The organism is Deltaproteobacteria bacterium (genome assembly GCA_019308995.1).
Lineage (GTDB): Bacteria > Desulfobacterota > Desulfarculia > Adiutricales > JAFDHD01 > JAFDHD01.
Map to the genome: position 1 here is coordinate 21058 of JAFDHD010000005.1, position 21824 is coordinate 42881.

The window sequence follows — 21824 nt, forward strand, 5'->3', positions numbered from 1 at the left end:
AAAATCTAGACTTTTCAAGGTAAATATGGCATACCATATTATGTGAGTGCCAGATTCGTTCATACCGAAAAAATGCAATCCTTTTACCCTAATAGTGGTAATGGATTGAATGCTAAGCCGGGTCATGCCACAGAGGATATAGCAGAATGGGCCATGCGGCAATACAAAACCCTGGACCTCCCCGACGCTCGTTTGGAAAGAAGGTGTCTTAGGACTGTATTGACTTTGGCCAACAAACCTCAAGATAGTATTAACCAAGCTTCTGAGAACTGGGCGCAAGCCAAAGGTGCCTATCGATTTATTGAAAATGATCGAGTCACATCTGAATCCCTCCAGGCACCCATTGGCGATGCGACCGCCGATGCTTGCGCCAATCAAGACACTATTATTGCGGTTCAGGATACCACCACCCTGAGCTTTGGCAGTGCACGCCAGGCTAAGGGATTGGGAACGATTAACGACTCCTCTTCCGCCAGGGGCATGTTTTATCACCCTGTTTTGGCTCTTCGAGAAGACGGCCTCGCTCTCGGCCTTCTTGATCAGCAGCACTGGTGCCGGGAACCGGAAGTCAAACATAAAGCTAAAGACAGGTACAAACGATCCATCAATGAAAAAGAAAGCGGCAAATGGCTTAAAGGTGTGGCGGCTGCTAATTTGGCCTTGAAAACCAACCTGTCTAAAGATAAGCGCCCTAAAATCATTCATGTTTTTGACCGTGAAGGTGACGTGCACGAAGTCTTCCAACTCATTGAGACGCTGCAAGACGGGGCCGTGATCCGTAGCGCCCATAACCGCCGGGTGGTCACTGACCATGGCCACGCTGATTACGCCCACGACTTGGTCCGTAAGGCTCCGCTTCTTGGTGAAATCACCATTGATGTCCCCCGAAAACCAGGCCAGAAAAAACGAAAAGCCACCCTTCAGCTTCGGGCCGTAAGAGTGACTTTGACTCCAAAAAAACACAAACATCCCGACCGTTATCCCATCACTCTGACCCTGGTTGAAGTCCGGGAGATTATACCGCCAACCAAAACCACACCTCTTCACTGGCTGTTGTGGTCCAACGAGACCGTTCATGATCTCAATGGGGCTGGACGAATCATGCATATTTACACTATGCGCTGGAAGATTGAAGACCTTTTCTTGACCCTTAAACAAGGGTGTCGGATCGAGAAAGTTCAATTTGAAACCTCGGAACGCCTGGCCAAAGTCGTCTCATTACTTGCACCCATCGCCTTACGTATCCTCCAATGCCGGGACTTGGCCCGGCTGGAACCCGAGGCACCAGGCACCGTGATTCTCAGCGAAGATGAGTGGAAAACTTTGTGGGCTTATATCCATAAAAAAACGCCTGCAGAGGGTCAATCTCCGCCAAGTTTAAGGCAAACCGTTTTATGGATCGGCCGCCTAGGGGGCCATCTGGGCCGAAAGTCAGACGGTATGCCAGGGGTAAAAACCTTATGGCTAGGCCTTAAGGACCTGACCATCATGACGATAGGGTACAAAATAGCTCAAAGCTAAAGCCAAAAATATTTTCTATTTAAATTCCTTGGTAAATCCTCTATATTCAAACACCGATATTGCTTCTATTTGCCTACTCCCTTACCCTTACATCCATTTTTTAACTCTTGTGGGTAAAGATGAGCGCAAGGGGAGGAGGGTTTTATTTGAGCATCCTTTCGAGCAAGGCTAAACCCCGCTCCAACAATCCCCGAGTTTCGCCATTCAAACCTAGGAGCGGGATTTATTCCCGCCCGAATCATTCTGCAATTGGCGCGAAGAAAATTGGAAATTATCTGCCCGGGTTGGTTTCTGGTGTCAGGGAGGCGTTTAAAAAGTGATGTATTGATAAAAGTATTGAGAAAAAGCATCAAAGGGTTAAGCGAAATCGCTTAGCCCCTTGATTTTATTTGGTCGGGGCGAGAGGATTTGAACCTCCGACTTCTTGCTCCCAAAGCAAGCGCGCTGCCAGGCTGCGCCACGCCCCGAAATTATTATTCGATTTTCCTTTGTCTAGTCCTGCAAGCGGCTGCGCACCCAGTTCTGATAGGCTTGCAGGCCCTTAACCAGCGCCCGAGTGATGGCGTCCCGGTAAGCCTGGCTCAAAAGCCTTCTTTCCTCTTCCGGATTGGTCAAGTACCCCACCTCAATCAGCACCGCCGGGCGGGCCGCGCCAGCCAGTACAGACAACGGCAGCCCCAGCACCTCCCGACTCCTGATCCGAAGCACCTCACTTAAGGCCTGGTTGACTTCACCGGCCAGCCGCCGACTGGAAATAATAAAAGGGCTCTGCGCCAGGGCCCATTCCACGGGCTGCCCCGGGGCTGGCGGTTTCAAGGATACCCGATCCGCCAGGCCCTCTTGAAGGCTGTAATCCTGAAAAAAAACTCCGAAACCGGACTGCGCCCGCTGGGCCGCCCCCCCGGCGTGGAGGGACAGGAAAAGGTGCCCCTTGACGCGATTCACCACCGCGGTCCTTTCAGCCAAACTGGGATTTTCATCCCCGGTCCGGGTCAAAAAAACCCGCACCCCAAGCTCATCTTCCAGAACCATTTTAAGCTGACGGGCAAGCGCCAGGGTCAGGCGGCTTTCCGTCAGCCCGGTGGGGCCGGTCACACCAGTGTCCTCTCCGCCGTGGCCCGGATCAATGACCACCCGTTCTACGGTTTCTGACACCTGGCCCTGAAGCCGCTCAGCCTCTTCTGCCGCTATTGGCGAAGTGGCATAACAAAAGGCCGTAAGAGCCAGGAATATCACAGAATAAACGCGCACAGTCAAACCACGACGTATGAAATCATGTCCCTCTGGCAGTGTCAAGAATTTTATCAGGCAGGGAACACGGCTTCTTGACATCCACCAGTGCCTGTGCTAGTCTTGAGAGGTCTAATCAAAGATTTCCCATTTTTTTGGAGGTATGCCGTGGCCGACGAAAATGACACGCGTTCAGGTAACGGTACAGACCTTGATGTAACTAAAATCCTGGACGAGGATGTTGATTTTGAACTGGAAGACGTCCTGGTCGAGGAGGATGAATCTGCCTTGAGCGCGGTAGTGGAACCGGCTGAGGCCGGGGCTTCTTCCGAGGAGACCGAACGCGGTCTCACCCTGGAAGACATTGTTTTTAGAGATGAATTTGAGGCTCAAGTAGAAGGGGAAGTTGATTTTGAGCTTGAGGAGGAGGCCGAAAAGGGGGAGTTGAGCTTTGACGAGGAAGTCCAAACTCCGGATACGCCCGGTTTGGAAGAAGTTGAGGAAGACCTTGATTTTGAACTGGATGAGGTCGTCGAGGAGGCTCCTGAGATGATCGGCGCCGAGGCTGAAGCTCCTTCGGAAGAGGAAGACCTTGATTTTGGACTGGAGGACATCATTAAGGAGGCTCCTGAGGCCATGGAAGCCGAACCCGAAGCTCCTTCCCTCGAAGTCGAGGAAGCGGATGTTTTTGAACCAGAAGAGTTTCCTGAAGCGGTTGCCGAACCGGCCGAGGAGATACCTGCCGCTCTCATAAGCGAGGCAGGGCCGGTGGATGAACGGTCTCCAGCGACTGAGATGGCCCGGAGGCCCGGTGGTGTGGAAGTCCCTGCCCTGGATCAGGAACGGCTGGAGGCGATCGTCAAAGAAACCGTCCGGGAGACGGTCAGCCAGGTCCTGGAAGGCATACTGCCTGGCGTGATCGAGGAGGTTGTGACCCGGGAGATTGAAAAACTGCGGGCCGAACTGGAGGAGATTTGATGCGCCTGTTTAGAGGAAGCCTGTTTTTTGTAACTAGCCCCTCTTGAGGGGCGTTTGAAAAGAATATATTCCAAGGGATTGGCCCGAGGCTGATCCCTTCTTTTTTCTGGAAGGCTGGACGCAAAGGTTTTGACTTGCCTATGTTCGGGCTTTGCGCTAATTTAGCCGGACGTTTATCAATGTGAGATACAAACGGAGTGGTACATGACGACCGAAAAACTGGATAAGGCCTACGAGCCGCAAAAGGTTGAAGAGCGGTTTTATAGATACTGGGAAGAAGGCGGATATTTTCGGGCGGATGAAAACAGTACCGAGGAGCCTTATACCATTGTCATCCCTCCGCCCAATGTAACCGGTACCCTTCATCTGGGACACGCCCTGGACAACACGCTGCAGGACATCCTGATCCGGTATCACCGCATGAAAGGGTATAACGCCCTGTGGCTGCCCGGCACGGATCATGCCGGTATTGCGACTCAGAATGTCATGGAACGCCAGCTGGTCGAGGAAGGCACCTCCCGGGAGGAGCTGGGCCGGGAAAAGTTTGCCGCCCGCATCTGGGAGTGGCGCAGGCGGTATGGAGGCATCATCATCAACCAGTTGAAACGCCTCGGTTCTTCCTGCGACTGGAGCCGGGAGCGTTTCACCATGGATGAAGGGCTTTCGGCCGCGGTGAAGGAGGTCTTTGTCAGTCTTTATGAGCAGGGCCTCATTTATCAAGGAAACCGCATCATCAACTGGTGCCCCCGCTGCCAGACCGCGCTGGCTGACATAGAAGTCGAACACGAAAACCTCAAGGCTCATCTGTATTATGTCCGCTATCCCCTGGCCGAAGGCGACGGGCATCTGGTCGTGGCCACCACGCGTCCCGAGACCCTGCTCGGGGATACTGCCGTGGCGGTCAATCCTCAGGATTCCCGATACAAAGATTTCGTGGGCCGCAAGGTTGTTCTGCCTGTATTAAAGAGGCAGATCCCTGTTATTACCGATGATTATGTGGACCTGGAGTTCGGCACCGGGGCCCTGAAGATAACCCCGGCCCATGACCCGAACGACTTCGAGATCGGGCTGAAGCATGACCTGCCTTCTGTCAGGTGTATTGACGACGTGGGCCGTATGAACGAGGAAGCCGGTCCTTATCAAGGGCAGGATCGGTTTGAATGCCGCGAAAACATCGTGGCTGACCTCGAAAAGGAAGGGCTTCTTGAAAGAATCGAAGATTATCAGCACGCCGTGGGTCACTGCTACCGCTGCAAGACAATGGTTGAGCCCACCCTTTCCAAGCAGTGGTTCGTCAAGGTCAAGCCGCTGGCTGAAAAGGCCGTGCAGGCCGTGGAACAAGGCCGCACCCGCATCATCCCGCCCAACTGGGAAAAGACTTTCTTCGACTGGATGAACAATATCAGGGACTGGTGTGTTTCGCGTCAGATCTGGTGGGGTCACCGCATCCCGGCCTACTACTGCCAGGACTGCGACGAGGTCATTGTCAGCCGCGAGCCGGTGGAAGTTTGTCCCGCCTGCCAGGGCTCGAAGATCGAACAGGATTCGGACGTCCTGGACACCTGGTTCTCGTCAGGCCTCTGGCCCTTCTCTACCCTCGGCTGGCCGGAAAAAACCAAAGACCTGGAGGTGTTTTATCCGACCACCGTCCTGGTGACCGCCTTTGATATCATTTTCTTCTGGGTGGCCAGGATGATGATGCTGGGGATTCACTTCATGGGTGATGTTCCGTTTCGAGAGGTGTACATCCATGCCTTGATCCGTGATCCTGAAGGCCAGAAGATGTCCAAATCCAAAGGCAACGTCACCGACCCTCTGGAAATTATGGAAAGATATGGCACAGACGCCTTTCGTTTCACCCTGACCGTCCTGGCGGCCAAGGGACGGGACATTCGCTTGTCTGAGGAGCGCATCGCCGGATATGCCCACTTTGTCAACAAGCTCTGGAACGCCGCCCGCTTTACCCTGATGAACCTGGAGGGCTTCAGCCCGGAGCGGCTTAAACGGCCTGTTCTGGATGAAAAGGCCCTGACCCTGGCTGACGCCTGGATCATGAGCCGGATATCCTCCATAACGGCCGAAGTCGAAGAACACCTGGCTGGTTATGATTTTGACCGGATGGCCGGCTCCCTGTACCAGTTCGTGTGGCATGAATTCTGTGACTGGTATCTGGAACTGGCCAAGCCGGTGCTTTACGGGGAGGACCCCATCGCCAGAAGGCAGACCCAGGCCGTGCTGGCTCACGCGCTCTCGGTCATCCTGCGGCTGCTCCATCCAATCATGCCTTTTATCACCGAGAGGATCTGGCAGGCCCTGCCCGGGACAGACGAAAGCATCATGATCGCTCCTTTCCCCTCCCCGCAGGCCGGTAGGCCTGACCCCGAGGCCGAGCGGCGCATGGCGCTCATTCAGGGCGTCGTTACGGCGGTCCGTAACATCCGGGGGGAGATGAACGTCCCGCCTTCACAGGAGGTTGAAGTCATCGCCATGGACGATAACCCGGAGAACCGGCAGCTCCTTAAGCAGCAAAGGGGAGACATCCTGAAACTGGTCCGAGGCAAATCCCTTGAGGTCGCCCCTCCCCAAAAAAAACCAGAAGGCGCCGCGGCCGCGGTCGCCGGGGCGGTCGAGATCTTCGTCAAGCTAAAAGGCATAATTAACCTTGAGAAAGAAGCTCGCCGCCTGCAAAAGGAACTGGAAAAGGTCGCGAAGGAGATCGCCCGGTCGGGCCAGAAGCTGGCCAATGAAGATTTTCTGGCCAAAGCTCCGGCTGAAGTCGTGACGCGGGAAAAGGAAAAGAACCGGCTTTTGAACGAAAAAAAGGAGAAGCTGGCCATGAACCTCGAACGAGTGGAAGCCCTGAGAAGGTGAGCGCCATGCCTCCCTTTTATCTCACCGAGATTATCCGCCTGGCTCTGGCTGAGGACGTGGGCAGCGGAGACCTGACCACTTCTCTGATCGTACCTCCCTCTACGCCGGCCCAAGCTGAGATCGTGGCCAAGCAAAATTTGGTGGCGGCTGGACTTGAGGCGGCGCGCCTGACTTTTGAGACAGTTGATACGGCTGTTGATTTTGACCCGCTGGTTGCAGACGGCGGTCAGGCGGTTTCAGGCCAGGTTTTGGTCCGGCTGGCTGGCCCGGCTGCTTCCATCCTGACTGCTGAGAGAGTGGCGCTCAATTTCCTGATGCATCTGTCCGGCGTGGCCACGCTGACCGCCCGGTTCGTCAATGCGGTCAAGCCGCACCGGGTTCGAATTGTAGACACCCGCAAGACCACTCCGGGATGGCGTGTCCTGGAAAAGGCGGCCGTTCGGGCCGGCGGCGGAGAAAATCACCGCCTGGGGCTCTTTGATGGAATCCTGATAAAAGATAACCACATCGCTGCCGCTGGCACCGTTACCGCCGCCGTCACCCGCGCCAAAAAAGGAGCGCCTCATACCCTGAAGGTTGAGGTCGAGGTCAGTGATCTTCCCGGCCTCGAAGAAGCCATCGCCGCTGAGGCAGACGTGGTCCTGCTGGATAACATGAACCTGGATCAGCTCCGGCAGGCAGTGACCCTCACCAAAGGTCGGGTGCTCCTGGAGGCGTCCGGCGGGATCAACCTGGAAAACGTGGCCCAGGTGGCTGCCACGGGTGTGGATATCATCTCCATCGGCGCCCTGACTCACTCCGCTCCGGCCGCGGACATGAGCCTGAAGTTTAACCTGGGGGAGGCGTGCTGAGAAAGGTTCGCCTGGTTTGATCTTATTTTTTTGTAATATGAGGCGGTAAGCAGGCGGGTGAGGCAGAAGACGGCGGGCTTACTCTGTCTGCTGGCAGAAAAAACACAAGGACGGTCGTTGTCTCACAGGAGACAACCCCGCCCTTTTGATTTGTCTTGCCGCTCGTGTGGTTTGAATTTAAATTAGTGGTGGACTGCGTGGTGGACTGGCACGTCCTCTGTTTTCCCTGCTTCCGAGACAACAATTAACGTAGTCGCCAGCACTATCCCGGCCGTCACTACAGCTGGTACCAGGGATACACCGGCAAAGGTCGCTCCGGAAGAAACCAATCCTGCCGCAGCCATTGACATGCTTGGCACTAAAATTAACAGCCCAACAAGAAGCACCATCAGTGGTATTCTGACTTTCCGCATATCTCTTCCCCCCTTATATTTGATTACATCATATATAACTTTTTTCCCAAGTGTCAATGTTTTTTTTTAAAAATGCATTTTTTTTGATTTAAAGGGTTTCAAGGTTTGTTTCTCTCTCGTGAGCGATGGTCGAATGCGGGGTGGGCCCATAGTCATGGCCCGGCCAGACAACCGTATCCCCGGGTAAAGTATACAGTTTTTCTTTAATGGACTGAAGCAGCAGGAACAACGACCCGCCGCCAAGGTCCGTCCGGCCGATGCCTCCGACAAAGAGCGTGTCCCCGGTGAAAACATGGCCCTCGGTGTAAAGGCAGATGCCGCCCATGGTATGCCCAGGGGTATGAAGCACCTTGAGTGATTGTTCGCCGATATGAATCACGTCTCCGTCCTTCAGCAGCCGATCAGGCGACGGGGACCCTCTTCCGCCCATTAATCTGGATACGGCCCGGTTCAGAAACTTTTCCAGCCGTTTCGCCTCCAATTCATGGATGAGAAGTTCGGCGTTGGTGGCGGCAATTATTTGAGCGTTGCCGCCTATATGGTCAGTATGACCGTGCGTATTGATGACGTAGGTCACCGAAAGGCCGAGGGTTTCCGTCTCTTTCAGGATTTTTTTCGCTTCAGCCGCAGGGTCTACCAAGGCGCAGGTACCCGAGGCTTCATCCCCGATAATATAGCAAAGGGTAGCCATCGGGCCCACGCGAATCTGCCTTATTTTTATCACCTGGGAGCCTCCTCGGCCTGATTGGTGTGGAGTTTTGAAAAAGCGCCCTAAAAAAATATTTTATCATATTTTCATGGCCGGGGAAGCCATTGGCTCAAAAGGTTTGCCTCAGGACCTGCCGGCGCGGTATGAGAGGAGGGAAAAGATTTGCTTTTCAGGGTTAAATACTTTAATTTTGATGCTCTCAATTCTTTCAACGCCGCGCCTGGGCCGCCTGCAAATAAGGGTTCCCTGCCAGCCAGGCTCCTGAGGAGAAAAAAAGTGAACTTAAAGCAACGACTCGGCGGGAAGGCCCTTGAACTGGATTTTGAAGATGTTGGTTTTACGAGCGCAGAGCCTCTGGATGTGTATATTCAGGAGATTGAGTCCCGGCCGGAGATGTATAACTGGGTCATGAGGGAAGATTTTGACCTGAAGCGCGGCGCGGCGCTTTCTCAAAAACATCCCTGGGCCAGGTCCCTGGTGGTCCTGATTAGAAACTACCATCATCGCCGGTTCCCTCTTCAACTCATCGGGAAGATCGGCCGCTGCTACCAGGTGGATGAGCGGAGGGAGAGAGGCGCGGAATACCGGCGCCTGGTTGACTACTTTGCCTTTTTGGAGAAGCAAGGCATCCGTTTTTGCTTCGACGATGAGACGCCTGCCCGCATGTCGGCCGCTAGGGCCGGATTGGTGACTTATGGCAAGAATTGCTTTATCTTTGCCAAAAAAACCATGCTGGGCGCTTCATGGCTGGAAAGCATCCCCATCTTGCTGGACGCAGAGATCGAACCCGATCAGCCGTCCATTGAGCTTGGATGCCCTAGCTGGTGCAAGAATGCCTGTATTGCGGCCTGTCCCACCGGCGCCCTTTACGCGCCGAAAAAGATGAACCCTTTGCGGTGCATCGCCTTCAATACTTACTACGGGTCCGGGATCACGCCCATGGACTTGAGGGAACCCATGGGCACCTGTGTGTATGGGTGTGATCGCTGCCAGGAAGTTTGTCCGCGGAACCAATCCTGGATGAATCAGGACCTGCCGAAAAATCAAGAACTATCGGACAGGGCCGCTGACTTTCAGCTCGACACTCTCCTGAGGATGGACCAGGAACACTATGTCAATAAAGTCTGGCCGCTCGTCTTCTATATCTCCCGGAAAAATATCGCCAAATGGCAGATGAACGCTGCGCGCGCCCTGGGGAACCTGGGTGCGCGGATGTACGTCCCCATCCCGGTTGAAAGCCTGAACGAAAATCAGTACGAAACGATTCGGGGAATGTGCGCCTGGGCCCTGGGCAAGCTCGGCGGCAGCCAAGCCAAGGCGGCTTTGGAATCCCGCCTGCCAGGGGAGGCAGACCTGGTCCGGGAAGAGATCAACCTCGCCCTGAATAAAATGACATGAAAGTCCTCCGGGTTACGGGCCGGAGTTGAGCACGGCGTCACACCGTCCCAGGAGCCTTGCACCAGGATGCAGGGCTCAAAAAAGTTATAAAATCTAGGGACTTGACCGCCGGGCTGCCGCATGCTGCATCGGGCAGAGTCCTTCCGCCATTCCGGGCAGATAAATTGAACGATCTGCTGGCCCACCGCGGGATGAAGCCGGGTTGTATATAATTCCATTATCCATTATAATACATTATTCTCTGAAGGAAGGTTGTCACTCTCACCAAAAAAAAGAAAGACTTGCAGCAATTTTCACCCATCAGGCGGCAGGGCCTTGAAGCCCGAAGCAGCGATAGAGGAGAGGAGATGAAGGCTTATCGTTTTCACGCCCTCATTTGTGGGTGCACCACATGTCGCTCCCTGGGGAGTCTTGAGGTCAAGAAGGCCCTTGAGGCTGAATTGGCCAAACAAGGGCTTGCCGAGGAGGTCAAGGTTGGGGAAGTTGGTTGTATTGGCTACTGCACCGCCTCCCCCATCATGCTCGTTTACCCTGGAGGGCTGTATTACCAGAAGCTGACCCCTGAAGACATCCCTGAATTGGTTAGTGAACACTTTCTTAAGGGCCGGCCTGTAGAACGCTTCTTTTATCAGGAACCGAAAAAGAAGGAATTCATTCCGGAGTTGGCCAAGATCCCCTTTTTCGCCAACCAGCGCCTCGTGGTCTTGCGCAACCGGGGCCTTATCAATACCGACCGGATTGATGAATATATCGCTCAGGACGGGTACGCCGCGGCAGGCAAAGCCCTCCTGGAGATGACCCCCCAGGAAATCATCGAAGAAATCAAGGCCTCCGGCCTCAGGGAACGCGACGGGACCGGGTACCCCACCGGTTTGAAGCTGGAGTTCGGTTACAAGTCCAACCCGGAAGTCAAGTATATCGTTTGCACCGCCGGCGAGGGTGATCTTGGGGCCTTCATGGATCGCTCGATTCTGGAATCCAACCCGCATGCCATCATCGAAGGCCTGATCATCGCCGCCAGGGCCGTGGGCGCTCATCATGGTTATATTTATTGCCAGGAGGAATATTCCATGGCCATTGCCAGGCTCAACATCGCCATGGCCCAGGCCACTGATTACGGACTTCTGGGCGAGGACATCCTGGAGTCTGGCTATGATTTTGACCTCCAGGTCCGGGAAGGCGCGGGCATCTTTTTAAGCTCCGAGGAGTCGGCCATGATCGCCTTGATCGAGGGCCGATCCGAGATGACTCAGCCGGAAACGCCCACCCTCTCGGAGTCAGATATTCTCGGCCATCCCACCATCACCAGCAATGTGGAGACTTATGCCAATTTGCCTCCGGTGATTCGGCGCGGTTCGGAGTGGTTCGCATCCATTGGCACGGAAAAGAGCAAGGGGACCAAGGTCTTTGCCTTGACCGGCGATGTTTTTCACAAGGGTCTGGTTGAGGTGCCCATGGGCACGAAGCTCAAGACCCTGATTTACAACATCGGCGGAGGCATCCCCAGACAGAGGAAGCTCAAAGCCGTCCAGCTCGGCGGGCCCTCGAGCGGCTGCATCCCGGCCGAGCTTCTTGACCTGCCGTGCGACTACGAATCCGTGACTGAGGTTGGCGCCATCATGGGCGCGGGCGGGCTGATTGTCATGGACGATGACACCTGCATGGTGGATCTGGCCCGGTTTTATATGGAGCACGTTCAGAGGAAGTCCGATGATAAATGTCCTCTCTGCCAGGAAGGCACCAGGCGGATGCTTGAAATCCTGGAAAAAATCTGCCAGGGCCAGGGCGAGGTCGAAGACCTCAACACCCTTGAGTCCCTGAGTATCGCTGTCAGAAGGTGCGCTACCTGCGTCCAGGGTAAAATCGGACTCAACCCCGTGTATTCCACGCTCAAATACTTCCGGGACGAGTACATGACGCACATCCTTGAGAAGCGCTGCCCGGCCAAACGCTGCCAGAACTTGGTGGAGTTCGTGGTTGATGAGGAAAGGTGCAGGCAGTGCGGGGCCTGTTATCCGGTCTGTCCGATGGGAGCCGTGGCCTGGGAGGAAGGTCAGCCGGCGCGCATTGACCGTGATAAGTGCACCCGGTGCCTGGCCTGCATATCCGCTTGTGAGTTTTACGCCATTGACTAATCTAGTTTCATCCTTTATTCTTGAAATGGATGGCCGAAGAAATCGTGAAGGCCATCGTCAGCGTGCCAGTCGGGCTGCGGGCGAGCTGAGGTCCCGGATTCAACCCGGACCTAGGTCTGATGAAGATGAGTTGCTTGTGGAGCTGGCTCTGATCCGGTCGTTGAAAAGAAAATAGCTAAGGAGATCACAGGCCTCTTTGAAGACTGTCTTCTGACCCATATGACCGGTGAGACAGCCTCTGAGGCGGATAAAGACGTGTTACGATCTAACAATGCCAGCCTTTCAGTTATCGTAACACTCCCTCCTTTAGGAAGGAGTTCGAGCAATTCCTCATAAAATTGGTGTTTATGTCTGCCATTGCGGCACAAATATCGCAAGTAAGGTTGACTGCGCCGAAGTGGCGCGGTTCGCCTCAGGTTTAAAAAATGTCGTCATCGCCCGGGACTACCAGTTCATGTGCTCGGACCCCGGTCAGGACATGATCATAAGTGATATTAATGAGCTGGGCCTGAACCGCGTCGTGGTCGCCTCCTGCTCGCCCCAACTTCATGAGAAGACCTTCCAGAACGCCTGCCAGAACGCCGGACTCAACCCTTATCTGTTTCAGATGGCCTGCATTCGGGAGCATTGTTCCTGGGTGATCGAGGATCCGGTTGAGGCCACCGAAAAGGCCATGCACCTCGTGACCGCCGCGGTGAATCGGGTTGATCAGCACCATGAGCTGTTTGCCCCGGAGATTCAGGTGCGTCCGGGAATCATGGTGGTCGGGGCGGGCATCGCCGGTATTCAGGCGGCGCTGGATATCGCCGATGCCAGGCAGAAGGTCTATCTGGTGGAAAAGGCCCCGTCCATCGGCGGGCATATGGCCCAGTTCGACAAGACTTTTCCGACCCTGGACTGTGCGGCCTGCATTTCCACGCCCAAGATGGTGGCCGTGGCTCAAAACCCGTATATTGAAATGCTCACCTACAGCGAGGTCATCGAGGTCACGGGATACATCGGCGATTACCTGGTGAAAGTTCGCCGCAAGCCCCGCTATGTCAATGATGATGTCTGTACAGGATGCGGCTTGTGTATTGACAAGTGCCCGGTCAAGGTGCCCAGTGAGTTTGACGAGCTGCTGGGGACGCGCAAGGCGATTTACCGGTATACGCCTCAGTCGGTGCCGCTAACGCCTGTCATTGACCCTGAGCATTGCCGTTACTTAACCAAAGGCAAGGGCCGGGTTTGCGAGCAGCTTTGCCCCGCGCAGGCCATTGATTTCACCCAGGAAGAAACAGAACTGACTATCCCGGTGGGGTCCATTATCCTGGCCACCGGTTATGACCTCTTCGACCCGACTCCCTTATGGCAGTATGGTTTCAACCGCTTTGACGAAGTCTATACCGGCCTGCAGTTTGAGCGCCTGAACAGCCCCGTCGGCCCCTCCGGCGGGGAAATCATCATGAAAAACGGGAACCCTCCAGAGGGCGTGGCCATCCTGCACTGCGTTGGCAGCCGCGATCAGAATTACCACGAATATTGCTCTCGAGTTTGCTGCATGTACGCTCTCAAGTATGCTCACCTCCTCCGGGAAAAGGTCGGTCCGGACGTGCCGATTTATAATTTCTACATTGACCTGCGCTGCTTTGGCAAAGGCTACGAGGAATTTTACCACCGCGTCCAGGAAAAGGGGATCGTCTTCATCAGGGGACGTCCGGCCCAAGTCACCGATCAGGCGCTGACGCCTGAAGAAGAAGGCAAGCTCATCGTCATCTCAGAAGATACCCTGCTTGGAGAAATGCTGCGCGTTCCGGTGGACATGGTTATCTTATGTACCGCCATGGAACCGTCTCGGGAGGCGGCCGAAACGGCACGAATCTTCGGCGTCAGCCAGGGGCAGGATGGATTCTTCCTGGAAGAGCACCCCAAGCTGGGGCCGATCACCACCACCACTGATGGTATCTTCCTGGCCGGCGCCTGTCAGGGACCCAAAGATATTCCAGACTCCGTCTCGCACGCTTCCGGCGCCGCGGCCAAGGCCCTGGCCCTTGCCACCCGAGGCACGGTCACCGTCTCTCCGGCCACGGCCTGGATAGACCCGGACATCTGCTCCGGCTGCCTGACATGCCGGGAGCTTTGCGTTTACTCGGCCATTGAATTCGACGAGTACAGGGGTGTGTGCGTCGTCAATGAGACGGTCTGCAAGGGATGCGGAAGCTGTGCCGCCTTCTGCCCCAGTAACGCGGCCCAGATCAAGCATTTTACCGAAAAGCAGATTTTCGCCGAGATTGAGGGGCTCCTGGACAGGGTCTCGTCACAATCGGCTTGAAACATCCATGGAACGCGCCGCTATCGAAGGCAGGTTAAAGGAGGGAACCATCGCTGAATTTGAGCCGACAATCATCGCCTTTGTCTGTAACTGGTGCACTTACACCGCGGCCGATTTGGCCGGTACCTCGCGCATGACCCAGCCGGGCAACGTCCGTCTGATCCGTGTCAACTGCACCGGCATGGTGGACCCTAAATACGTCATCAAGGCTTTGCTGGCCGGGGCCGACGCCGTCCTGATCAGCGGATGTCATCCCGGCGACTGCCATTACGTCAATGGCAACTACAAGGCGCGCAGACGGGTCAAACTGCTTCAGGAAATACTGAGCAGATTCGGCATCGAAAAAAACAGGGTCAAAATGACATGGATTGGCGCCAGCGAGGGTAACATATTCGCCGACACAGTCAAGTCACTCGTCACGGAAGTCAAAACGCTAGGACCAAACCAGGCCCGGAACCTCATGATCTGATGAACATCCGCGCTCATTCACCTCTACCTCGGAGAAAAGTTCGATGGCAAAGATGGCCAAAATCGCGGTCAAAGACCGCAACCCCGTATCCTCGCTTCAGGAATTTCTAAAAAAGCTGCTCCACGATGAAGAAATAGCAGCCATCCTGGTCCCCCAGCATCTGCCGCTCAAAAATACGATCATGCCCATGCTGGTGACCGACCCTGGCAAACTCGACCAGGCCGACCCCCTGGCGCCTGTCTTTCCAATCAACGCCGCCAAAATACTCACCAGACTGACCAGCGCGCCTCTCGAACGGAAGCTGGCCGCGGTCCTTCGTCCGTGCGAAATCCGGGCTTTCATCGAACTAACCAAGCTCAACCAGGGAAACATGAATGAGGTGCTTATCATCGGGCTGGACTGCCTCGGGGCATATGAAAACGATGATTACTCCCGATTCGTCGCGGCCAGCGAAAACGACGGCCTCAAAGCGAGCTTGAGGTTTTTCCGGAACATTCGCGCCGGCCAAGGCACGGCCGAGCAGGACTTCAATATCGCCAGAGCGTGTCAGGCCTGCGAACGCCCGTCCCCGGACAAGGCAGACCTGGCCGTCGGTCTGATCGGGGTGAACATGGAAGACTGGCTGCCGGTCACGGCCAACACCGCCTGGGGCGAGGAAATCCTGAACAGGCTCGACCTGCCCGAAGCTGAAAAGCCGGAGGAACATGAGCGGGCCTTAGCCGAACTCGTTCAGGAGCGCCTGGCTTTTCGGGATAAGATGTTTGAGGAGACCCGCCAGGAAACGTCGAGTCTGGAGAAGCTGACAGAGTACCTCGCCGGGTGCGTCAACTGTTACAACTGTCGGGTCGCCTGCCCGGTTTGCTACTGCCGGGAGTGCGTCTTTCTCACCGATGTCTTTGACCACAAGCCCTGGCAGTATCTCGGATGGGCCGAGAGAAAAGGCGCGCTCAAGATGCCCACGGACACGCTTTTTTATCATCTGACCCGGCTGACTCACATAAGCCTGACCTGTGTCGGCTGCGGGCAGTGCTCCCGGGCCTGCCCAAACCATATCCCGGTCATGGAGCTCTTTCGGTTGATCGCCGCCGACGTCCAGGAAGCCTTTGGATACGAACCCGGGCGCGATCCGGACGAACCGCAGCCCCTGTCTGTTTTCAAGGAGGACGAATTTGGGGATGTCACAAAAGAAGCAGACTGACGGTCAGGACAGAGGTATGAGAAGATGAATTATACCGCTTTGGTCGTCGGTGCGGGCGTGGCCGGCGTTCGGGCCGCTCTGGACCTGGCTGAAGCCGGAAACAAGGTGGCGCTTATTGATAAGAGCCAGGGTCTGGGAGGCGTGCTGATCCAGCTGGACCGGCAGTTCCCCAGCGACCGCTGCGGCATGTGCCAGATGCTCCCCCTCGTGGAACGCGATGCGTGTTCTCAATACTGCCTGCGCAAGGGGCTGTATCACGAAAATATTGATCTCATGCTTTCCACCGAACTGACCGCGGTCGAGGGCGAGCCGGGTAAACTCCACGTCACCCTGCGGAAAAAATCAACCTTTGTCAATCCCAACCTCTGTATCGGCTGCGGCGAGTGTGCTGCGGTCTGCCCGGTGCAGGCGCCCGACGAGTTCAACGCCGGGCTGACCTTGCGCCCGGCCGTGCATCTGCCTGCGCCTTATACGATTCCCAACCATTATGTGGTGGACCTGGACAGCTGCCAGAGATGCTGGGCCTGTTTCAAGGCCTGCCCCACCGGAGCCATAGACTTCAGGTTTGAGGCCCGCTCTGATTTCAAGATTCTCATGGCCGACCCCGACCCCTCGACCAAGGACAACCTCGAGGCGTGGCTGAAGGACGAAATTTTTCCTCTGGATGCGGCCGGAACCGGGGCCGAAGCCCTGGAGAAGATGGCGCAGGATGGCAGTTACCGGCTGGTGCTTCTGGATATGGATCTGCCTGACATGCCTTTAGAGGAGGCCCTCGACCGCATGCAGGAACAGCATCCCGGGCTGCCAGTGGTCCTGATGGCCGCGCCGGGCGAAATCCAGGCAGCCCAAAAGCTTTTGGCTCATGGCGCCCTGGAGGTCCTGGCCAAGCCTTTGGAAGAAGAGGTCCTGGTCCCCTGGCTGGACAAGCTCTATCTGAAGCTGGAATCTGACGAGGAGTTCGGCCTGGAGGTCGGGTCCGTGATCCTGGCCGCTGGATTCGAATGCTTCAAGCCTTCGGAAGCCGCCAATCTTTACGGCTACGGCGCTCTGCCTGGAGTGGTCACGGCCGTGGAGTTCGAGCGCATGGCCAGCGGTACCGGCCCGCACCGCGGCGAACTCCTGATCCCCGGGAGTTCGAAACCGGCGCGCCGCATTGCCTGGCTGCAGTGCGTCGGGTCCAGGGAACCGCGGATTGAAGCCGATTTCTGCTCATCCGTGTGCTGCATGTTTTCGATCAAGGAGGCGGTCATGGCCAAAGAGATCACCCAGGGCCGGGCCGAGGCCGTTATTTTTTACATGGACATGCGCACCTTTGGCAAGGATTTCGAGCGCTACCGGGACCGGGCGGAAACAGAATTCGGCGTGAAATTCAGGCGAACCCGTGTTCACTCCGTCGCCTCGGCTGAGGGTTCGGAAGGGCTGCAGCTTGATTTTCTGGATGCAGCAGGGAAGAGGCGGAGGGAGATATTCGATCTGGTCATCCTGGCCGTGGGGGCCAGGCCGGCGGCGGACATGGAGGATCTTCTGGAAATAACCGGCGCCAAGGCCGGCCGCTGGGGGTTCTGTGAGACGTCCTCCTTTGCCTCGGCCCAGACCGGCCGGCTGGGCATCTTTGCCGCTGGCACTATCACCGGGCCAAAGGACATTTCAGAGTCGGTCATTCAGGCCGGGGCGGCGGCTATGGAAGCCTCCCGCCTGGTTATCGGCCATGAGGAGCTTACGGCAGAGGCGGCGGAGCCGGTTTACCGGGACGTATCCCTGGAAATGCCCCGGACCCTCGTGGCCCTGTGCACCTCCTGCCGCACCCTCGAAAAAGGCGTTGATCTGGACGCGCTTCGGAAAAAACTCTCCGGGCTTCACTCGGTCCAAAGCGTGATTCATGTTAAGAACATGTGCACCCAGATGGGCTGGTGGCAGCTGGAGAAGGAGGTCAGGAACTCCCAGGCCAACCGAATCCTGCTCGGCGCGTGTCAGCCTTTTGTGTACGAGCCGAAGATGAAGGAGTTGGGCCGGAAGATCGAGCTCAACCCGTCCCTCATGAGCGCGGTTGACATCTTTACCCCGACTTTTCCGGGATTACTGGCAGATGCGAAGGCCAGGGAACAGGAGATATTCGCCACCCTGAACACAGGCCTGGTCAGGCTTCTCGGGGCAAACCCCGCACCGGTTCCTTCCATCGCGGTGACCCCGAGGGCGCTGGTGGTCGGCGGGGGCGCAGCCGGTTTGACCGCGGCGCTCTCCCTGGCCGAGCAAGGGCTCGAGGTGGACCTGGTGGAAAAGGATAAAGCCCTGGGCGGCGTGGCCCTGACCCTGCAGTACACTCTGAACGGGGATTCACCTCAGGAGTACCTCCTGGGCCTGATCGAGCAGATAAAGAAGCATCCCAAGATCAGCGTCTTCCTGAGCACCCGGGTGGTTGCCTCCAGGGGAAGCGTCGGGCGGTTCGTAACGACCGTGAAGACCGAAGACGGGGAATCCGTGGACCTGAAGCACGGGGCCGTCATTCTGGCCACCGGCGGCCGCCAGGGGAGCGTCACATCGTATGGCTACGGCCAGCACGAGACAGTGATAACCCAGGCAGAACTGGAACAGGAGCTTACCTTCGGCAACCTCGACCCCACAACCCTGACCGCCGTGGTCATGATCCAGTGCGTAGAGTCGCGCCAGGAGCCGCACTTGTATTGCAGCCGGGTCTGCTGCCTCGCCGCCCTGAAAAACGCCCTGTTTCTCAAGAAAAAAAATCCCAATCTCCCCATCTTTATATTTTACAGGGACATGATGGCCTATGGCCTTTTTGAGGCTTATTACACCAGGGCGCGGCAGGCCGGTGTCATCTTCATCCCATACGACGTCGGGGATAAACCCCGCGCTAATTTTGAAGGCGACCGCCCGCTCGTTACCGCCAGGGACCCGGTTCTGGACATGGACATACAGATTCGCCCGGATTTGCTTATCCTGGCCCCGCCGATCGTGCCTCACGATGTTCATGATCTGGCTGAAATCTTTGGGGTGGAACTCAACCAGGACGGTTTTTTTCAAGAGGCGGAGTCCAAGTGGCGGCCGGTGGAATGCCTGAAGCAGGGGATATTCCTATGCGGGACGGCCCTTTCTCCCAGGTCTGTCAGCGAGAGCATTGCCTCGGCTGAAGCTGCGGCCGGCCGGGCTTTAAGCATCCTCAGCAAAGAGATGGTCGCGGGCAGCGCCGTGACAGCGGTGGTTCGCTTCAACCTCTGCTCCCGGTGCGAACTCTGCATCTCCGTGTGCCCGTATGGCGCCAGAAGCCTGGACCCTGAGGATGAGAAAATCGTGGTGGATGAGCTGTTATGCCAGGGCTGCGGCTCCTGCGCCGCGGTCTGCCCGAACAGCGCCACGGTGCTGAGGGGTTTTCATGACAGGGAGGTCATGGGGGCCATTGACGCTGCTTTGGAAGGATTTATATAATCAAAATTTATCAGTGCTCCGTTCGTTGAACCCTGCACGAAAAATTCCCTAAGTCTCCCTAAACCGCATCCCTATCGAACCAGAAGGCGAGGTATTTCCACCGGCCCCAGTCCTCATAGATCGCCTGAGCTTCCCTGTCGGACGGGCGCTGCCCCTTGAAGTATTTCCGGCTCACGAACCGGCGAAAGCCCGTATCCACGGCCAGCTCGTCGTACCGCCCTAAAAGCATGAGCAGGGTCGCGGCGGCGTAATGGCCCACGCCTTTAATGGCCAGCAGCTTTTTCTTCAGTTCAGGGCTTGGGATGTCTAAATCTCGAAAAGCCTCCAGGTCAAGCTCCCCGGAGGCGACGCGCCTGGCCAGGGTGTGCACGTAATCGCCGCGGTAGCCTAAGCGGACGGCCTGATTAAAGGTTTCAGGCAGGGCGGCGGCCATGGCTTCGGGGGTGGGGAAGGCGCGTAAATAGGAGTCGCCGGGGTACGGCTCGCCCAGAGTGTTCACCAGGCCCTCGACCATGCGCGTCGTGCCTCCCCACTGGATGTTGGTGGTGCAGATGGTCTTGACGACATCCTCGAACACGGTCGGAGAGCGCAGCAGACGCCCCAGGCCGTGATTCATTTTTACCCAGCGCTGGCCGCGCTTCTTGCACAAGGCATAAAACCCGGACAGGTCTTCATCGGCACGGAACATGCGCCCCACCACGGCGGTGACCTCGTTTTGCTCCTTCTGGGACAGCCTGCCCGCGTGGCTGACTTTAATGGCGATTCGCGGCCGTTTGATCGTGCCGTCACCGCTGATATCCAGAAGCACGACCTTGCCAGCGCTCAGGCGTTCCACGCGCTTGAGCGCACGGCGTTCTTCATCCCAGGAGTTGGGCGCCAACACCACCCAGCCATGTGAGCGGGCGCTGTGATAAAAATTAAAGGGGGCAGGAGGGGTTATTGAGAGATGTGTTGTGTTAATTTTCAAAATTTTATTTTACCCTCACTCATAGAGCAACAGCCAAATCCTCCTGTCCTCCGGCCCCGGACAATGAGTTACTAGAGCCACCCGTGACCCTCATCCTCTCTGTCTTTTGTACCTTCCCATGAGCACGCCTTCGGCCAGGATGTGGCCTTCAATGGCCTTCAGGATTTCTTTTTTCGTGGCGGCCTTTGGTTCCAGATTCACGGCTGTATCCAGCGCGTAAACCTTGAAACAGTATTGGTGAGCGCCAAAAGGCGGGCAGGGACCACCGTATCCGCTCTTCTTGAATGACGTCATGCCCTGCTTCGCGCCGCTGTCAAGCGTTTCTTTTTCAGGAACGGCCGGGGGGAGGGACGAGACATCAGGCCCAACATCGTACACCACCCAGTGGACCCACGTAAGCAGCGGGAGGTAGCGCATGGGAATGTCATGGTCGTCCATGATGATGACGAAGCTTTTCGTTCCTTCAGGCGCACCTGACCATGAAATGTCGGGAGACACGTTTTCGCCATCGCAGGTATGCTTCGGCGGTATCATTTCCCCTTCTTTAAAAGCAGAACTCGTTACCATGAGTTTCGTTTGCGGTCTATCAGACAATTTTACACCTCCTTTGCCTTTGAATCATTTCTCGGCCTACACTTCAGGTGATCAGAACTCTCTTCAAAGATATCCCAATGACCTGACTCCTGAATTTTATCTTTGGTAACTGTCCGTGGCTGATGGCCGTCGTCAATTACCAGTACTCCATCGTTCTTTGTTATTCTTTTTACTTCTCCTAAAAATTCAGAAGGATTTTTAATTATGAAGAACATGTCAATGGCGCAGACCACGTCTGCTGTATTATCAGGCAAGGTACTCTTATAACCGTTAATCAATACAGGCTCTATGTTTGTAAGGCCGTATTTATCAATTTTCTTTTTCACGGCTTCTATGGCCAGTTCGTGAATATCTATGGCATAAACCTTACCTTTTTCACCCACGAGTTCCGCCAGCCTGGCGGCATACCTCCCCGGACCGCAGCCATAGTCAACCACGGTCATGCCTTCGCGAACACCAAATTTTTTGATGCGTTTTTTTATATATGGATAAAAAAAATCAACAATTTTAAAAATGAGGGACATCCCCTTAAATGCTGTATTTGACATTTTTTCCATGCGTCTTTTCTCAACTCTTTTTCCTAGACTCATCACTACCTCCAAAAGCAGTAAGTATTATTTACGGAACTAAAAAAACAGGGGCAGTCTGCTCAACTGGATGCCATCAATTTTTTTCTCAGCTGTCTGACAAGAGGCAGGGCCCGGCCGGCAGCCCTCGCAATACTGTGTCCTGGAATTT

General features: G+C 55.8%; 16 protein-coding genes and 1 tRNA gene. 10 read left to right on the forward strand and 7 right to left on the reverse strand.

The features are described 5' to 3' along the window. Window positions 1-153 precede the first annotated feature (153 nt). Complete coding sequence (locus JRI95_01955) at window positions 154-1521, forward strand: IS4 family transposase (GenBank protein ID MBW2060306.1); 1368 nt, start codon at window positions 154-156, stop codon at window positions 1519-1521. Between the two features lie 390 nt (window positions 1522-1911). On the opposite strand, the gene JRI95_01960 is transcribed toward JRI95_01955, so the two are convergent. Both JRI95_01960 and JRI95_01965 read right to left on the reverse strand, forming a co-directional pair. Continuing rightward, window positions 1912-1988, reverse strand: a tRNA-Pro gene (locus JRI95_01960). Window positions 1989-2013: 25 nt separating this feature from the next. Further along, a complete protein-coding gene (locus JRI95_01965; GenBank protein ID MBW2060307.1) occupies window positions 2014-2853 on the reverse strand; it encodes an N-acetylmuramoyl-L-alanine amidase in 840 nt (279 codons plus the stop codon). Window positions 2854-2919: 66 nt separating this feature from the next. Between JRI95_01965 and JRI95_01970 the strand changes: the two genes are divergently transcribed. The 3 genes from JRI95_01970 (at window position 2920) to nadC (ending at window position 7451) form a co-directional block, all read left to right on the forward strand. Further along, the gene (locus JRI95_01970) at window positions 2920-3729 is read left to right on the forward strand and encodes a DUF2497 domain-containing protein (protein ID MBW2060308.1); all 810 of its coding nucleotides are present in this window, start codon (window positions 2920-2922) and stop codon (window positions 3727-3729) included. A 204-nt stretch (window positions 3730-3933) separates the two neighbouring features. Continuing rightward, complete coding sequence (locus JRI95_01975) at window positions 3934-6600, forward strand: valine--tRNA ligase (GenBank protein ID MBW2060309.1); 2667 nt, start codon at window positions 3934-3936, stop codon at window positions 6598-6600. Window positions 6601-6605: 5 nt separating this feature from the next. Then, on the forward strand, window positions 6606-7451 hold the full coding sequence (nadC, locus tag JRI95_01980; protein MBW2060310.1) for a carboxylating nicotinate-nucleotide diphosphorylase: 846 nt from the start codon (window positions 6606-6608) through the stop codon (window positions 7449-7451). A 182-nt stretch (window positions 7452-7633) separates the two neighbouring features. Here nadC and JRI95_01985 read toward each other — a convergent pair whose 3' ends face one another. Together JRI95_01985 and JRI95_01990 are read right to left on the reverse strand one after the other, a co-directional pair. Continuing rightward, on the reverse strand, window positions 7634-7810 hold the full coding sequence (locus JRI95_01985; protein ID MBW2060311.1) for a hypothetical protein: 177 nt from the start codon (window positions 7808-7810) through the stop codon (window positions 7634-7636). 142 nt (window positions 7811-7952) lie between these two features. Then, the gene (locus JRI95_01990) at window positions 7953-8585 is read right to left on the reverse strand and encodes an MBL fold metallo-hydrolase (protein ID MBW2060312.1); all 633 of its coding nucleotides are present in this window, start codon (window positions 8583-8585) and stop codon (window positions 7953-7955) included. A gap of 264 nt (window positions 8586-8849) precedes the next feature. Between JRI95_01990 and JRI95_01995 the strand changes: the two genes are divergently transcribed. From JRI95_01995 to JRI95_02020, 6 genes are all read left to right on the forward strand, one after another. Then, window positions 8850-9971: an epoxyqueuosine reductase gene (locus JRI95_01995; GenBank protein MBW2060313.1), complete on the forward strand. Its 1122-nt coding sequence runs from the start codon at window positions 8850-8852 to the stop codon at window positions 9969-9971. A 347-nt stretch (window positions 9972-10318) separates the two neighbouring features. Next, window positions 10319-12106: a 4Fe-4S binding protein gene (locus JRI95_02000; GenBank protein MBW2060314.1), complete on the forward strand. Its 1788-nt coding sequence runs from the start codon at window positions 10319-10321 to the stop codon at window positions 12104-12106. Between the two features lie 325 nt (window positions 12107-12431). Further along, window positions 12432-14417 carry a CoB--CoM heterodisulfide reductase iron-sulfur subunit A family protein gene (locus JRI95_02005; protein MBW2060315.1) on the forward strand — a complete coding sequence of 662 codons (1986 nt, stop codon included), beginning with the start codon at window positions 12432-12434 and terminating at the stop codon, window positions 14415-14417. A gap of 49 nt (window positions 14418-14466) precedes the next feature. Further along, complete coding sequence (locus JRI95_02010) at window positions 14467-14886, forward strand: hydrogenase iron-sulfur subunit (protein MBW2060316.1); 420 nt, start codon at window positions 14467-14469, stop codon at window positions 14884-14886. A gap of 43 nt (window positions 14887-14929) precedes the next feature. Further along, complete coding sequence (locus JRI95_02015; protein MBW2060317.1) at window positions 14930-16084, forward strand: Coenzyme F420 hydrogenase/dehydrogenase, beta subunit C-terminal domain; 1155 nt, start codon at window positions 14930-14932, stop codon at window positions 16082-16084. A 24-nt stretch (window positions 16085-16108) separates the two neighbouring features. Further along, window positions 16109-19525, forward strand: a complete 3417-nt coding sequence (locus tag JRI95_02020) for an FAD-dependent oxidoreductase (GenBank protein MBW2060318.1) — start codon at window positions 16109-16111, stop codon at window positions 19523-19525. 58 nt (window positions 19526-19583) lie between these two features. Here JRI95_02020 and JRI95_02025 read toward each other — a convergent pair whose 3' ends face one another. The 3 genes from JRI95_02025 to JRI95_02035 form a co-directional block, all read right to left on the reverse strand. Next, a complete protein-coding gene (locus JRI95_02025; protein ID MBW2060319.1) occupies window positions 19584-20492 on the reverse strand; it encodes a DNA-3-methyladenine glycosylase 2 family protein in 909 nt (302 codons plus the stop codon). Between the two features lie 90 nt (window positions 20493-20582). Next, complete coding sequence (locus JRI95_02030; GenBank protein ID MBW2060320.1) at window positions 20583-21059, reverse strand: YbhB/YbcL family Raf kinase inhibitor-like protein; 477 nt, start codon at window positions 21057-21059, stop codon at window positions 20583-20585. Between the two features lie 29 nt (window positions 21060-21088). Continuing rightward, window positions 21089-21676: a class I SAM-dependent methyltransferase gene (locus JRI95_02035; protein ID MBW2060321.1), complete on the reverse strand. Its 588-nt coding sequence runs from the start codon at window positions 21674-21676 to the stop codon at window positions 21089-21091. Window positions 21677-21824 lie beyond the last annotated feature (148 nt).

What these genes read in the sequence shown, in the direction of transcription:
- JRI95_01975 (MBW2060309.1), top strand. Translation starts at nt 3,934, where the DNA reads ATGACGACCGAAAAACTGGATAAGGCCTACGAGCCGCAAAAGGTTGAA.
- JRI95_02020 (MBW2060318.1), top strand. Translation starts at nt 16,109, where the DNA reads ATGAATTATACCGCTTTGGTCGTCGGTGCGGGCGTGGCCGGCGTTCGG.
- nadC (MBW2060310.1), top strand. Translation starts at nt 6,606, where the DNA reads ATGCCTCCCTTTTATCTCACCGAGATTATCCGCCTGGCTCTGGCTGAG.
- JRI95_02035 (MBW2060321.1), bottom strand. Translation starts at nt 21,676, where the DNA reads ATGAGTCTAGGAAAAAGAGTTGAGAAAAGACGCATGGAAAAAATGTCA.
- JRI95_02030 (MBW2060320.1), bottom strand. Translation starts at nt 21,059, where the DNA reads ATGGTAACGAGTTCTGCTTTTAAAGAAGGGGAAATGATACCGCCGAAG.
- JRI95_02015 (MBW2060317.1), top strand. Translation starts at nt 14,930, where the DNA reads ATGGCAAAGATGGCCAAAATCGCGGTCAAAGACCGCAACCCCGTATCC.
- JRI95_01965 (MBW2060307.1), bottom strand. Translation starts at nt 2,853, where the DNA reads ATGTCAAGAAGCCGTGTTCCCTGCCTGATAAAATTCTTGACACTGCCA.
- JRI95_02000 (MBW2060314.1), top strand. Translation starts at nt 10,319, where the DNA reads ATGAAGGCTTATCGTTTTCACGCCCTCATTTGTGGGTGCACCACATGT.
- JRI95_01955 (MBW2060306.1), top strand. Translation starts at nt 154, where the DNA reads ATGCGGCAATACAAAACCCTGGACCTCCCCGACGCTCGTTTGGAAAGA.